The sequence below is a fragment of the Roseinatronobacter bogoriensis DSM 18756 genome, from assembly GCF_004366635.1.
Classification (GTDB): domain Bacteria; phylum Pseudomonadota; class Alphaproteobacteria; order Rhodobacterales; family Rhodobacteraceae; genus Roseinatronobacter; species Roseinatronobacter bogoriensis.
Window position 1 is genome coordinate 563,018 of the sequence record NZ_SORN01000001.1, and the last position, 13,658, is coordinate 576,675.

Annotated in this window: 13 protein-coding genes; 11 read left to right on the top strand and 2 right to left on the bottom strand. The window is 58.4% G+C overall.

Going from position 1 to position 13,658, the window contains the following annotated elements:
* Positions 1 to 28: 28 nt before the first annotated feature.
* Positions 29 to 769, top strand: coding sequence for a triose-phosphate isomerase (gene tpiA, locus EV660_RS02555; RefSeq protein ID WP_071481527.1), 741 nt, complete (start codon positions 29 to 31; stop codon positions 767 to 769).
* 97 nt (positions 770 to 866) lie between these two features.
* On the opposite strand, the gene EV660_RS02560 is transcribed toward tpiA, so the two are convergent.
* On the bottom strand, positions 867 to 1,604 hold the full coding sequence (locus EV660_RS02560; RefSeq protein ID WP_232727304.1) for a rhomboid family intramembrane serine protease: 738 nt from the start codon (positions 1,602 to 1,604) through the stop codon (positions 867 to 869).
* 359 nt (positions 1,605 to 1,963) lie between these two features.
* A complete protein-coding gene (locus EV660_RS02565) occupies positions 1,964 to 2,386 on the bottom strand; it encodes a VOC family protein (protein ID WP_071481525.1) in 423 nt (140 codons plus the stop codon).
* Positions 2,387 to 2,507: 121 nt separating this feature from the next.
* On the opposite strand from EV660_RS02565, the gene EV660_RS02570 reads away from it, so the two are divergent.
* The 10 genes from EV660_RS02570 to csgH all read left to right on the top strand — a co-directional run bounded on the left by EV660_RS02570 (position 2,508) and on the right by csgH (position 13,625).
* Positions 2,508 to 3,287 carry a thymidylate synthase gene (locus EV660_RS02570; RefSeq protein WP_071481524.1) on the top strand — a complete coding sequence of 260 codons (780 nt, stop codon included), beginning with the start codon at positions 2,508 to 2,510 and terminating at the stop codon, positions 3,285 to 3,287.
* Between the two features lie 4 nt (positions 3,288 to 3,291).
* On the top strand, positions 3,292 to 3,774 hold the full coding sequence (locus EV660_RS02575) for a dihydrofolate reductase (protein ID WP_071481523.1): 483 nt from the start codon (positions 3,292 to 3,294) through the stop codon (positions 3,772 to 3,774).
* A gap of 71 nt (positions 3,775 to 3,845) precedes the next feature.
* Positions 3,846 to 4,163 (top strand): HPF/RaiA family ribosome-associated protein, encoded by a 318-nt coding sequence (locus tag EV660_RS02580; RefSeq protein WP_071481522.1) that lies wholly within the window; start codon positions 3,846 to 3,848, stop codon positions 4,161 to 4,163.
* Positions 4,164 to 4,707: 544 nt separating this feature from the next.
* On the top strand, positions 4,708 to 5,253 hold the full coding sequence (locus EV660_RS02585) for a hypothetical protein (protein ID WP_134013854.1): 546 nt from the start codon (positions 4,708 to 4,710) through the stop codon (positions 5,251 to 5,253).
* A gap of 16 nt (positions 5,254 to 5,269) precedes the next feature.
* The gene (gene bcsA, locus EV660_RS02590; protein ID WP_071481521.1) at positions 5,270 to 7,702 is read left to right on the top strand and encodes a UDP-forming cellulose synthase catalytic subunit; all 2,433 of its coding nucleotides are present in this window, start codon (positions 5,270 to 5,272) and stop codon (positions 7,700 to 7,702) included.
* The gene (locus tag EV660_RS02595; RefSeq protein WP_071481520.1) at positions 7,699 to 10,002 is read left to right on the top strand and encodes a cellulose biosynthesis cyclic di-GMP-binding regulatory protein BcsB; all 2,304 of its coding nucleotides are present in this window, start codon (positions 7,699 to 7,701) and stop codon (positions 10,000 to 10,002) included. The genes bcsA and EV660_RS02595 overlap by 4 nt, the downstream gene beginning before the upstream one ends.
* A complete protein-coding gene (locus EV660_RS02600) occupies positions 9,999 to 11,075 on the top strand; it encodes a family 8 glycosyl hydrolase (RefSeq protein ID WP_071481519.1) in 1,077 nt (358 codons plus the stop codon). Before EV660_RS02595 ends, EV660_RS02600 begins: the two co-directional genes overlap by 4 nt.
* Positions 11,072 to 12,487: a hypothetical protein gene (locus tag EV660_RS02605; RefSeq protein ID WP_071481518.1), complete on the top strand. Its 1,416-nt coding sequence runs from the start codon at positions 11,072 to 11,074 to the stop codon at positions 12,485 to 12,487. Before EV660_RS02600 ends, EV660_RS02605 begins: the two co-directional genes overlap by 4 nt.
* Before the next feature lie 255 nt (positions 12,488 to 12,742).
* Positions 12,743 to 13,186 (top strand): hypothetical protein, encoded by a 444-nt coding sequence (locus EV660_RS02610; protein ID WP_100319196.1) that lies wholly within the window; start codon positions 12,743 to 12,745, stop codon positions 13,184 to 13,186.
* A gap of 58 nt (positions 13,187 to 13,244) precedes the next feature.
* Entirely contained in the window at positions 13,245 to 13,625 is a 381-nt protein-coding gene (gene csgH / locus EV660_RS02615) for a curli-like amyloid fiber formation chaperone CsgH (RefSeq protein ID WP_071481517.1), read from the top strand.
* Positions 13,626 to 13,658 lie beyond the last annotated feature (33 nt).

Sequence of the window (13,658 nt, forward strand, 5' to 3'; positions counted from 1 at the left end):
TATCTCTTAATGAATTAGGAGATATGTCATGTTGCAAGCCTGCAAACTCGCTGCCGGAAACTGGAAAATGAACGGAACGCGCGCCGACCTTGAACAGGCGCGGGCCATTGCCGAAGCCTTCCCCTCTCCGAAATGCGGTATTCTTCTATGTCCGCCTGCAACCTTGGTGCGCACGATGGCCGATATGCTGGCTGGCTCTGCGGTCATGGTTGGCGGGCAGGATTGCCATGCGCAAGACGCGGGTGCACATACGGGTGACATTTCCGCCGCAATGCTGGCCGATGCAGGCGCGCGGCAGGTTATTCTGGGCCATTCCGAACGTCGCGCAGACCATGCCGAGACATCTGCGCTGGTTGCGGCCAAGGCCAGCGCTGCACATGCGTCAGGGCTGGTTGCAATCATCTGTATTGGCGAGACAGAGGCAGAGCGTGATTCCGGCCAGACGCTTGATGTTGTGCTGACACAATTGAAGGATTCAGTGCCGAAAAGGGCGACATCGGCCAATACGGTGATCGCATATGAACCTGTCTGGGCTATTGGCACGGGGCGCACACCAACGCTGGAACAGATTGCTGAAGTGCATGATGCTTTGCGCGCTGCACTGCCGGATGCGGGGATCTCGTTGCTTTATGGCGGGTCGGTAAAGCCGGGCAACGCGGCCGAGATTTTTGCCATAGCCAATGTGGATGGGGCATTGGTTGGCGGCGCTTCGTTGAAGGCGGCTGATTTCGGGGCGATTATCGCAGCCCTAGAAGGCGCGTCGGATTAAGTGGGCTGCGTGCAGTCAGCAATGCGTAATACAGGCCAGAAGCTGCGCTGTGTAGTCAGGTTTAGGGCGCCGGCTGGATGCAATTCTATGTGGTGACCTAGATCCGGTAACGTATGTTCGGGGTCACAATTGCCGCGAACACGACCCCGGCGATGAAGCCGCCCAGATGTGCTTCCCATGCCAGCAGGCCAGACAGGGCCAGCCACAAGACGACATTCAGCACCACCAGCCCCAGCATGAATTGCAACAGTGGCTGCATCGGGCTGCCCAGATGGCGCCGCATCTGCCATTCCCAGAACTTCCATGCTCCGATCAGACCAAACACCGCCCCCGATGCCCCGACCATTGGTGACTCGCTGTTTGACAGCAGGGCAAAGCCAGCGGCCCCCCCGATGGCAGCGAATAGATACAGGAACAAGAACCCCTTTTGCCCGATCCGCGCGACAACAATGCCGCCAAGCGCCAGCACTGCGACCATATTCCCGATCAGATGCAGCAAACCACCATGCAGCAGCGCATAGGTCGCGAACATCAGTTCGCGTTGAAGCGGATAAAGGGACTCCCAGCCCGCCAGCAATCCGTTCCAGAAGGCACCATGCATCACCAGCCAGCGCCGCAGCCCCAGCCCGCCAAGTCCACCAGCCTCGGCCAGTGTCAGCACCACTTCGGCAAGGCAGGTCAGGCCAACCAGCCAGATGACTGCTGGCGCGTTTGCGTGTGTTGGCAAGGTAATGTTGCGTGGACCCATGAACGCGGCTTTGACACTCTCCTCAAGGCGATGCAAGTCCTTCAGGTCCTGATTATGCGGGCCGTGCTGACGAGACAGGAGTTTCATCTTCTGCAAGCCGTCCTTTCAAACCATTTGAACCGCGCATCTTTCGCTTCCGGGGGCGGGCAGGCAGCACGCCCGTAAGCTGCGGCATGAATTTTCGAAACTTGGTTAATCTGATGAAACCCTATTTCGCCAGATACGCCAAGGAAAAGCCGCGAAAATGCCGCATTTCCGCAGGTAGATTGTCATGCTTGGAAACAAAGCGTCTGTCCAGATCAGCTTTGTTTCCAAGCGGGGGAGGGCGTTGCGCCTGCTATTACGGCCATTGCCCGCATTCGTAGTGGCCCGACACCTTGCTGCACGAATCAGGCAGGCTGCCGGTCAACTCTGCCAGTGCTGCGCGCAGCACTGGCCAGAAGCGTTTACCAATGCCCGGTGCTGTCCATGCTTGCCCAGGGCTCTTGCGGGGGGAGGGCATCGCCATCTTGCAACAATTCGATCGAGATATTGTCGGGTGAGCGCACGAAGGCCATCCGTCCGTCGCGCGGGGGCCTATTGATTGTAATGCCCGCCGCCTGCAATTCTGCGCATTTTGCATAGATATCTTTGACCGAATACGCCAAATGCCCGAAATGGCGGCTGTCGGATGGCAAGCCATCATCTCCATCCCAGTTATACGTCAGTTCGACCGGGCATTCCGGCTGGTCTGGCGGGGCCATGAAGACCAGAGTAAAGCGCCCGTTTTCATTGTCATAGCGGCGCGTCTCGGTCAGGCCCAGAAGCTTGTAAAACGCGATAGAGGCGTCCAGATCCTTGACCCGGACCATTGTGTGCAGATAGCGCATGATCTCTCTCCTTATGTTGGGGGGAAGATAACAGGCCTTTGGCGGTGTTCAATGGGGGTTCCAGAATCAACCTTATCCAGCTTATGCTGCTGCCCACATCATCTGGTAGGCGCGACGAAAAATGAAACAGTATCTGGACGGATTGCAGCATATTCTGGATCATGGCGTCCCCTCGGATGACCGGACAGGCACTGGCACGCTGTCAGTTTTCGGGATGCAGATGCGCTATGATCTGGCTGATGGGTTTCCCCTCGTCACAACCAAGCGCGTGCATCTGAAATCTATCATTCATGAACTGCTATGGTTCCTGTCAGGGAACACCAATATCGGTTATCTGCAAGAAAACGGCGTCACCATCTGGAATGAATGGGCCGATGCGCAAGGCGATCTTGGCCCTGTCTATGGCCGTCAATGGCGCGATTTCGGGGGCGTGGACCAGATTTCCGAACTGGTGCGCCTGATTGCTGAAAACCCCGACAGCCGCCGCATGATCGTATCCGCATGGAACCCGCCCGATGTCCCTGATATGGCGCTGCCGCCCTGCCACACGTTGTGGCAGGCGCGTGTGCTTGGCGGTAAGTTGCATCTGCAACTCTACCAGCGCTCTGCTGACATGTTTCTGGGCGTTCCGTTCAACATCGCCTCCTATGCGCTGTTGCAGATGATGCTGGCAAAGGTAGCCGGGCTGGAGCCGGGAACATTCGTGCACTCGATGGGGGATGCGCATATCTATTCCAACCATATGGAGCAGGTGCGCACGCAACTGGCCCGCAAACCCAAGCCGTTGCCGCAAATGCGGATCCTGCGTGATGTCGAGAGTATATTCGATTTCCGGTATGAGGATTTCCAACTTGAAGGGTATGACCCGGACCCCGCCATAAAAGCCCCGGTTGCGGTGTAACGCCATGATGACCCTGATCGTTGCCCGCGCACGCAATGGCGCCATTGGCCGGAACAATACAATACCCTGGCACGCGCCCGAGGATCTGGCCGCCTTTCAGCGCGAAACGCTGGGCGGCGCGATCATCATGGGGCGCAACACATGGGATAGTCTGCCCAAGCGCCCCTTGCCGCGTCGGCTGAACATCGTTGTCACCTCTCGTCCAGCAGAAGAGGGGGGGGAGGCGCTGTTTTTACCTTTGGAGCGGGCGGTAGAGCAGGCGCGGGCGGCGGGCTATTTTCGCCACTATGCCATTGGGGGCGCAGGCATCTATCGCGCATTTCTGCCCGAAGCGGACAGGCTGTTGATCACAGAAGTGGGTCTGGATGTCCCTGACGCGGATACGTTCTTTCCACAGATCGACCCCAGCCAGTGGCGGCTGAATGCCCGGCTGCCGTTGCGGCCAGATGCGCCGCGCTGCGTTATTCACGAATTTCTACGCAACTAGGTCGGCCTGCGATTGCAGCTTTGTTCCTGAATGCATAAGTCTTGAATGTGTAACAAGAAAGGACTGTATCCATGCAAATTCAGGTCAATACTGACAATACAATCGCCGGGCGGGAGGATGTGGTTCGCTTTGTCGAAACCGTGCTGGAATCGAAGCTGGGGCCTGTTTCCGGCCAGATCACACGAATCGAAGTGCACCTTCAGGACCAGAACGCAGAAAAAAGCGGCCCGGACGACAAGCGTTGCATGGTAGAAGCGCGCCTTGAAGGACGCCAGCCTGTCACAGCCACCAATACCGCTGACACAATCCAGTCTGCGGTGACAGGTGCAGTGGACAAGATGCGCAATATTCTGGACCGTGAGCTGGGAAAACAGCGCGCGCGCCGCTGAACAGCAAAAAAACGGGCAAAGCTTTGTGGCCATTACGCAACAGAGCTTTGCCAGTCTAGTATCTCAGGTATTTGGTGCATCGTATTTTAACTGCCCATAAATGTTGGGTTAAATTTTCATGTGATCCACGAAGGCGTGTGACGTGTCCCAAACTGCTCGCGGGTGGGTTGTGAGGCTTCGGATGCGTTGGTTTAATAATGGGGGCTATACCCCCGACAAGATTGTAAAAACTTAATAGACTATGTATTATCCCTAATGAGGAACGTTATTACTAAAGATATAAAAAAGCTGTGACCGGCCACTAAAGAGCAGGCACAGACGAGAGGCAGAGGCAAGGAAATGGGCTGGTCAATCGACCATCGCTGGCCATGTGTGCAACATGTGGGGTTGTCCCGCGTGGGTGCAGTCGTGTGGCGTGCAGTCCATCGGGCAGGGCATGACAAGACATAGCAGCGGTATTCATTCAAAACTGGCGTCCCGGCCCCGCACCACTTGGCTTTCCGGGGTATTGATGCTGTGCGTTGCGGCCTTGTCCGCATGCCAGATGTCTTCGCCAGACCGTACCACAAGCCCCACGGAACTTGCAGAGGCGCTGAACGAGTATCGGATTGTTCCGGCCTCGCGCGCCTATATCAATGCGCCAAGCGCGGTTCTGGTCATGGAACGCAATCTGGGCGATGCAACTGAACAGCGCATTACCCTTCCGAATGCCACATCGTTGTCGGGCGAGAATACAATTTTGCTGCGCGCGCAATCGCCGCGCAGCGCCAGCGCGACGCGGCTGGTCCTCAGGGATGTACTGGCGCAATTTGGCGGCACACCTTCGCCCTTTTCCAACGTGACGGATGGGGCGCTAAGCGCGCGTTCTGACCCATATGGCGATATTACCTATACAGTTGCGCGTCCGGGCGGTGACATCACCTGTGTTCTGGCATTCCGGCGGTCGCAAACAGGTGCGCGTGCGCTTCCGCGGGGGGCGACTGCGCTTGATCTGATGATGCGCAACTGCGTTTCAGGATCGCTTGAGCAAGCATTGTCGCCGTTGGGGCCTTCGGCCTTCGGCTTGGGCGTTCCACAGGGCGGATTGTAAAGATGGCAGGTGTTTCATGAGTTTGTTTATCGCCAACCGTAAACTCAGCCTGAATGAGATATTTCTGGCACTCGCATGGGTCGCGCTGGTCGTGCCGCTTGTGATCCTTGCCAGCATTCCGACCTCGACCTTAGTTCAGGGCGCAATGGGGGTGTTTGCGGTCCTTATGGTGGCCGCGCTCAAACCATTTTGCTCAAAGAAGATCCTCGCGCGCTTCCTGCTGCTTGCGATCGCCAGTGCGGTTGTGCTGCGCTATTGGTTCTGGCGTATTCTGGAAACGCTGCCGCCAATGGATATGCCGGTATCTTTCGCGATTGCGGTTGCGCTGTTCATGGTGGAAACCTACGCGATATTTGTCTTTTTCATCAGTTCTTTCATCTCAGCCGATCCGGTTGATCGCGCGCTGCCGCCCAAGGTGTCCGCGGCCAATCTGCCCACAGTCGATATTCTGGTCCCCAGCTATAATGAACCGACAGAGATGCTGGCTGTCACCTTGTCTGCGGCCAAGAACATGCATTACCCACCACAGAAACGCACAGTCGTTTTGTGTGATGATGGCGGCACCGATCAGCGTTGTAATCACGAAGACCCCGAGATCGCGCGCGCTGCGCGCCAGCGCCGGATCGACCTTCAACAGCTTTGTGCAGAATTGGGTGTCGTCTATTCAACCCGTCCAAGGAACGAGCACGCCAAAGCCGGGAATATGTCTGCGGCGCTGGAGCGGTTGAATGGTGATCTGGTCGTTGTGTTTGACGCAGACCATGTCCCCTCGCGCGATTTTCTGGCCCGGACAGTCGGGTATTTTGTCGAAGACCCGAAACTGTTTCTGGTTCAGACGCCGCATTTCTTCCTCAACCCTGATCCGGTCGAACGTAATATCGGGTTGCGCGCGGATTGTCCGCCAGAGAATGAAATGTTCTACCACTTGGGCCATCGTGGGCTTGACCGCTGGGGCGGCGCGTTCTTTTGCGGCTCTGCTTCTGTTCTGCGCCGTGCGGCGCTGGATGATGTGGGCGGCTTTGCGGGCGAGACGATCACCGAAGATGCCGAAACCGCGCTCGAAATCCATTCTCGTGGATGGAAAAGCTTGTATGTCGACCATGCCATGATCGCAGGCTTGCAGCCTGAAACCTTTGTCAGCTTCATCCAGCAGCGCGGGCGCTGGGCGGCGGGCATGATGCAGCTTTTGATGCTGAAAAACCCCTTGCGCCGCAAAGGGATGAGCCTGACCCAAAGGTTGTGTTACCTCAACTCCATGACGTTCTGGCTGTTTCCGCTGGTGCGGATGACGTTTATCCTGGCACCTCTCGCCTATCTGTTTTTCGGGCTGGAGATATTCGTTGCGACCATAAATGAAGTGCTGGTCTATATGAGCGCCTATATGGCGGTCAGCTTCATGGTGCAAAACGCGCTCTATGCCCGTGTCAGATGGCCCCTTTTGTCCGAAATTTACGAAACCGCGCAGGCGCCCTATCTTTCAGGCGTGGTGATCAAGACATTGCTGAAGCCGCGCGGGGCCAAATTCAACGTGACCGCAAAAGACGAGGTTCTGGAAGAGAATTTCATCTCACCACTTTTCAAGCCCTTGTTGGTTGTTTGGGCGATTGTTGGGCTTGGGTTGGTTGCGGCTGGCATTCGATGGGTTCTGTTTCCGGGGGATCATACCATCCTCATGGTCGTTGGCGGCTGGGCCGTGTTCAATTTCATGATCCTGTCAGCGTCATTGCGCGCCATTTCAGAGCGGCAGCAGCGTCGTGGTGTTCCGCGGGTTGAAATGCAGGTCCCTGCCGTGGCCGCCTTTGGTCGCGATGGCAAATTCAGCTTCTCAGCGGCGACAATTGTCGACTCCTCTACCAGTGGGGCCGGGCTCAAACTTATTCCCGGGCCAGATACGGATCTGGCTGAAATGGCCGCGATCAAACCGGGTTATGTGCTTTATTTCACACCGGAATTTCCGAAATCACCCCATCTGGAAAATGCAATTCGCGTTCAGGTCAAGAATGTTGAACGCACCAGTTCCGGGCTAGTTCTTGGTGTGCGCTATGATCCTGAGCAGCCCATGATCGTGCGCGAGACGATTGCACATCTGATTTTTGGTGACAGCGCGGTTTGGGAGAAGATGCGCGCGGACCGCAACAAGCCTATGCCTTTGCTAAAGGGGATGGCCTATGTTGCGGGGTTGGCGTTTACATCTGTCTATCACACAGTAAAGGCGCTTAGCGCAGAACCCGCAAGGCGGCGCGCCGCACAGGAGCGCGCGCGGCTGGGCGAGATCGAGGCGGCGCAACCTGCCCATCTGCTTGCGTTCGGGGAAGCATTTGATCCAGACATCACCAATCCCGGCTTTGATCCATCCCTTGGGGTCGATGGACAGGGGCCTTTCCCCGGCACAAGTGTCGGTCACAGGCAGATGCAAATTCTTGCACGTGGATTGGAGCCGCGGCCATGAGCAGTGCAGCATTCACCCGCCCCAAGACCCAAAGCGGCTGGAAGGCCCTGCCAGTCATGGCCGCTATCGCGCTAGCCCTCAGTTCAACTGTGTCGCCTGTACAGGCGCAAGGCGTCGATGGCGGCATGATCATGCTACCGCAAGACAATGGGGCCGCGTTGTCTTCCCCCGACACCATGTTGGATGTAAGCGATCGCGCCGATCCAGCACGGCGCGCGATGCGCCTAGACAGCACCCCTGAGCATCCGGCCCATATCGGCTGGGTTTCTGCATTGCGCCTCACAGATCTGGGCTACCCTGTTCAAGACGGGTTTGCACGGATCAGCGGAGAGCGCGAATGGGTCAATTTCGACCTGTATTCCAGTGCCGATGGAAACGAGGCGCTGTTGCAGATTGCATCCGTTTCCGGGATCAATAACCTGCCGGAACGCTCTTACATGCGTGTTATTGTGAACGGGCAAGAGTTGGGTCGCCGCAATCTGACCCATATCGAAGATGTCGGGATCGAAAAATTCCGCATCCCTGCGGGTGTTCTGCACACGGGGCGCAACCATGTGCAAGTGGAACTGCGCCAGCAGCATCGAATATTCTGTGGTCCGGAAGCGTCCTATACCTTGTGGACGGATATTGACCTGTCGCGCAGCGGCCTTGTGGTCGCCGCCGACACGCCCGGAAGCGATATGAATGCGCTGATCGGCAATGACGGCTTCATGATGGCGCTTGCCGCGCAGGTCTCAGGCGGGCAGGCGCTAGAGGTGCGCGGGATCGACACTCTGGGCTCCGAGGCCGAGATATGGCGTAGTTTTCTGGTCAACCGCTTCAACCAGTCCCTTGCTGGCGCGCCTTTGGTCATCAACTTTACTGACTACTGGACAGCGCAAACGGACATGCGCGACAGGGCACGTGTCACGATCATACCAGCCGCCGAGAGTCAGGTCAGGTTCATTCAAGCGGGCGATGGGGCCGTGGTCATGGTGCTGGAGGTCGCGCAGGGCACCGACCCTGAACGACTACTGGCGGGCATAACCGCCGTTACTGCGCAAGCGCAAGACAACCGCCCCACGCTGATTGCCCCTGCAAGTGATGTCCCATTCGCGCAGTTCGGTGTCGAGAGCGAGATCTTCTCACAACGCTACGCGCAGCGAAACCACGCTTTCCGCCTGCCTGATGACTGGCTGGTGCTGACCGGGGCCAAGGCGCGCATCAATCTGGATTATGCGTTTGCATCCGGTCTGCCAGCCGGATCAGCCGTTTTGTTGAAGATAAATGGCACGATCGTGCGCATGTTGCCTTTGCGCGGGGGGCAGAGCGGGTCGGTCATCTCGAACTTCCCCATCGATTTCGAGGCCAGGCTGATGCATCCGGGAACCAACGTTCTGGGGTTTGAGCTGTTTGTTCCCGGCGATCCGCCGTCATTGCCCTGCGCAGTGAACGAAACGCCCTTCCTGCAAATCCTCGACAGTTCTACGCTGCATGTGCCCTACAGCCCCTCCATGTCCATTCCGGACATGGACCTTGCCTTTGCGGCGCTCTCTCCCGAGAGCCTGCGCATGAACGAGATGAGCGGGCGGGCCTATTCCCAATTGGACATCCTGACACTCGGTTCGGCACTGGCGCGCACGCGCGCTGCGATACGCCCTTCAACCCTGCATCTGATCGCACTGGACGATCTTGGGTCTATTCCCACCGCGCATTACAGCGCGAACCGCCGTTTGCTGGAAGATGTTGTCTTGATGCCGTCGCAAAACACTGTCCCGGATGAGCAGTCGGTATCTGAAAACCCTGGCGACCCGTTCCAGCAAAGACGGGTCGAGCGGCGCAGCATGTCGCTGGCATTCAGTGCCGGTTGGGACGCGGTCAATGAACGCGCCAGATGGGTTCTTGACCGGATTATCCCAAGCAGTGGTGACCAGCTGAATGCATGGCTGGCCGAACAGCGGGGACAGGCCATCCTTTTCCAGCTTGATGCCGAACGCCCCGATGAAATCTGGATGCTGCGCGCCCCAGACAGCGACATGCGCGACATTGCCCACGCAGTTGTGCGCGCGCGCCTGCATGGGCAGGGGCCGCGCGGACAGGCTGCGGTCCTGACCCATGATGGCCATTGGGAAAGCTGGCTTGCCCCAGACCGCAGACCGGCCATGCTGGAACCATGGTCACACCGGAATTTCCGTAGCGCGATGGGCAATATCGTTTCTGCGCGCCCTGTCTTCTATTCGCTTCTGATACTTGGAATTGCCACCCTCTCTGCTTTGGTGGCGCTGCGCTTGGTCATTTCAACAAGGGAACACAAGACATGAACCGACGGGGGTTTCTGGCAACAGGCGCAGCATTCGGGGCAACTGTAATGGCGGGGCAGTCATCCGCGCTTGGGCAGAATGACCTGTCGCTTGTTGCGCGCCCCGTCTGGGAAAGCTGGATGCGCGCCTTTCTGAAACCGGATGGGCGCGTTGTCGATACATTGCAGCAGCATTCCAGCCATTCCGAAGGGCAGGGCTATGGGATGCTGGCCGCCACAATGTTCAATGACGAGGCTGCATTTCGCCAGATGTATCGCTGGACAGAACAGCAACTGGCGGTGCGCCCCGATGCGTTGTTGGCCTGGCGTTTCCTGCCGGATCAGGCCAATCCGATCCCGGACAGCAACAACGCCTCTGACGGTGATCTGTTTTATGCGTGGGCCTTGGTGCGCGCTGCGGCAAGGTTCAATGATCGCAGCTACCTTCAGCGTGCCGCCGAAATTGCGCAGGCGCTGGAAGCAAGTTGTATCCGGCCAATGCCGGGCGCGTCGGACAAACTGATATTCCTGCCCGCGGCCTTTGGCTTCACCCATGACACGCATCTGTCCGTGAACCCGTCTTACTACATGCCACTGGCCATGCGCGATGTGGCCGCCGCCACAGGGGTTACGGCGCTGGCGCTCTGCGCCCAGCACGGCGAGGCCCTGTTGGAGGAGATCGCGCGTGACGGGCTGGTGCCGGACTGGGTTGATATCTCGGAACGTGGGGTCATCGCGTCTGAAACCCTGTCTGCGAATGCAGGGTATGAGGCAATTCGCGTGCCGCTCTTTCTGATCTGGTCGCGGCTTCAGCAGCATATGGCCGTGCGGCGCATGGCAACGGTCTATGAACGCAATATGCAACCGGGATTACAGGCGCCAACAGTGCTGGAGCCTGTGTCCGGCGTCGTCCTCGAAACCAGCGCGGACCCCGGATATCAGGCGGTTGCAGGGCTTGTGGTGTGTTCGGCAAGGCAGGATGTCGGGGCGCTGATCCCGCCATTCTCGGCCGAACAGCCCTATTATCCGGCAACCCTGCAACTGTTTTCTATGTTTGCCGCGAATGAAACTATGCCGGAATGTGTGCCGCTATGAAACCACGCTTGAAGCAGTCGAAGATTTTCTCGATCAGTGTGTTCTGTGCCGTGCTGGCCGCTGGTCCTGTGCTGACGCAGACGGCCGGCTTCGAGGATTTGCGCGCGCTGCGCTACTATCTGCAACAAGACGACTCTGCTTCGGTTCAGGCAGAGCTGCGCCGCCTGAGAATTGCCTTCCCGGATTGGCAGCCCCCATCCGATCTGAACCAGATACTCGCACAACCCGCAGCACAGGCCAGTGTCGATGAAGGCGCAATCTGGCGCCAGATCGAGCAGCGCAATTACAGCGCGGCGCGTCAGTTGATCGAGCAGGGCCGCCAGAGCGGAACCGGCTGGACGCCGCCAGCAGATATGCTGCGCGTGCTGGAAACGAACGCGGCGCAAGATGAATTTGATATGGCCGTTAGCCGTCGCAGCGCAGGCGAGGCGATCAGTATCGCCCGCCGTACACCCAGCCTGTTGACATGTGAGCGCATCAACAACGCATGGCTTCTGGCCGATATGTATGTGCTGGCAAACCAACAGAGTTCGGCCATTGCGACCTATCGCAATACCCTGCAATCCTGTCAGGGCTACGCGCAGATGCAGACCACACTGGAGAAATCCAGCGCCATCGCATCGAATGCGGAATTGCGCGAGATGTTCGGGGTTGCAAGGCAGCTCAATCCGGGGGCAAAGCCACAGCTTGACGAATTGGAAGCACGCTTGCTGGGTGGCACATCCACCGCGCCGCAAACAGCGCAATCCACGCAGCCCGCTGCGGCCCCCGCACCGCAAAGCCCTGCACCTGCGGCAGCCCCTGCGCGCGCGCAAGCGCCTGCCGCATCGGGCGCACTTCCCTTGCAAGGTGATGGGCGTATTGCGCAAGTGCGCCGGCTGAAGGAACAGGAACAATACGCAAGCTGTCTGGCCGCCTCGACCGCGCCGCGGTCGCTGGATGTGCTTTATGAACGGTCATGGTGCGCGTTCAGCCACAACCGCCCGACCGAGGCTTTGGTAGGCTTTCAGACAGCGGCACGGGCAGGTGACGCGCTTGGCCCGAATGTGCGGCGCGATGCCCATTTCGGGCTGGCGCTGGCATATCTGTCCATGAACATGACCGAACAGGCAGCACATGTGGCTTCTCAGGTGCGGCTGTCCGAAAGCCAGCACCAAGAGTTGGAGGGGATCGTGCTGGACCAGCGCGGTGTGCGCGCCTATCGTGCTGGCGATTTTCGTCAGGCTATCGGCTATTTCAATGCCCTGGAAAACCTGAACGGCGCGCTGCGCCGTGATCTGGCGATTTTGCGCGCCTATGCCTATCTGAATTCCGGACAGCGGCAGCACGCGCGCAGTGAATTTGAACGCCTGCATTCCCAACTGGCCACAGCCGAAACGCGCGAGGGCATTAACGCGACGCGCGGGCCATAAGGCCGCATAAACCCAAGCGCGGCAAAGGCGTTTCAGGGGGGGAAGGCCAGACAGACAAACCAGCCAAACGCGCGCCCATATGGCGCGCGTTCTGCTTTGTTATCGCATAACACCCCCCATGTTATCGCCTGTCAGCAGGGCGATATTGTCTGGCAGCAAGGATGCGCGGCAGGTTTGGCACAGCGGAAAACCCGCGACCGATCTTTGGCGGGATCATTCCCGCACCATGCCAAACACCAGCCAGGAGTTACCCTTATGACCTTTGCATTTTCCCCCTCAATGACCGGCTCGGCGCTTGCTTTTGCCATCGCGTTGGTGGCCTTGCCTGCTGACGCCGGATCGAACCGTGTCAGCGTGGACCAGTGGGGCCGCGCCAATCAGATTGCCACATCGCAGACCGGTGTCCGCCAGCGGGTGTCCGTTACCCAAAGTGGTCGGGGCAATCTATCGTTCAACACCCAGGACGGGGCGCGCAACCGTGTCGTTGTCGGGCAGGTGGGGTGCAATAACGCGGCCGACACATCGCAAGGCGGGCAGCGCAATATTGTTGGTGTGTCACAGATGGGCTGCCGCAATGATGCGACTGTCACCCAAGGCGGCCATCGCAATGCGGTCGGTGTCATTCAGACCGGGCGCGGAAACACAGCCACCGCAACCCAGCATGGCAGCGGAAATGTAGTGCTGATCATTCAGGACTGATCCCAAACCCAGCCGGGGGCTATTGCCCCTGGCCATCCAAGCAAGAAGGAGAGTTCCAATGTCTGCGATTCCCTACACGATTGCCGCGCTGGTTTTGACAGGGGCAGCCTGCACTGCGTCTTTGGCGACGTCCCGCGCGGAAAAGCCATCTGAGGCCTTGGTCTGCGCGCTTGAGTTGTCGGAAAACCAACGTCAGGTCACCATTACCGCCTCTGCGCGGGCGGCGCAGCCTTTGCGCGGAACCTACCAGTTGGAAATCGACCAACGCAGCGCCAATGGCCGTTCTACCATTCGTCAGGGCGGCGAGTTTGACCTGAAGTCAGGCGAGAAGGCGACGCTGGGCGAGGCGCGTTTCAGCGGTAGGGCAGATGAGTTTGAAGCCGAGTTGACCATCAAGGCAAATGGTCAGACCAAAACCTGCCGTTCCACTACATTGTGATCTGTTCGCGTTTGACCCGTGAAGAAAGGAAAT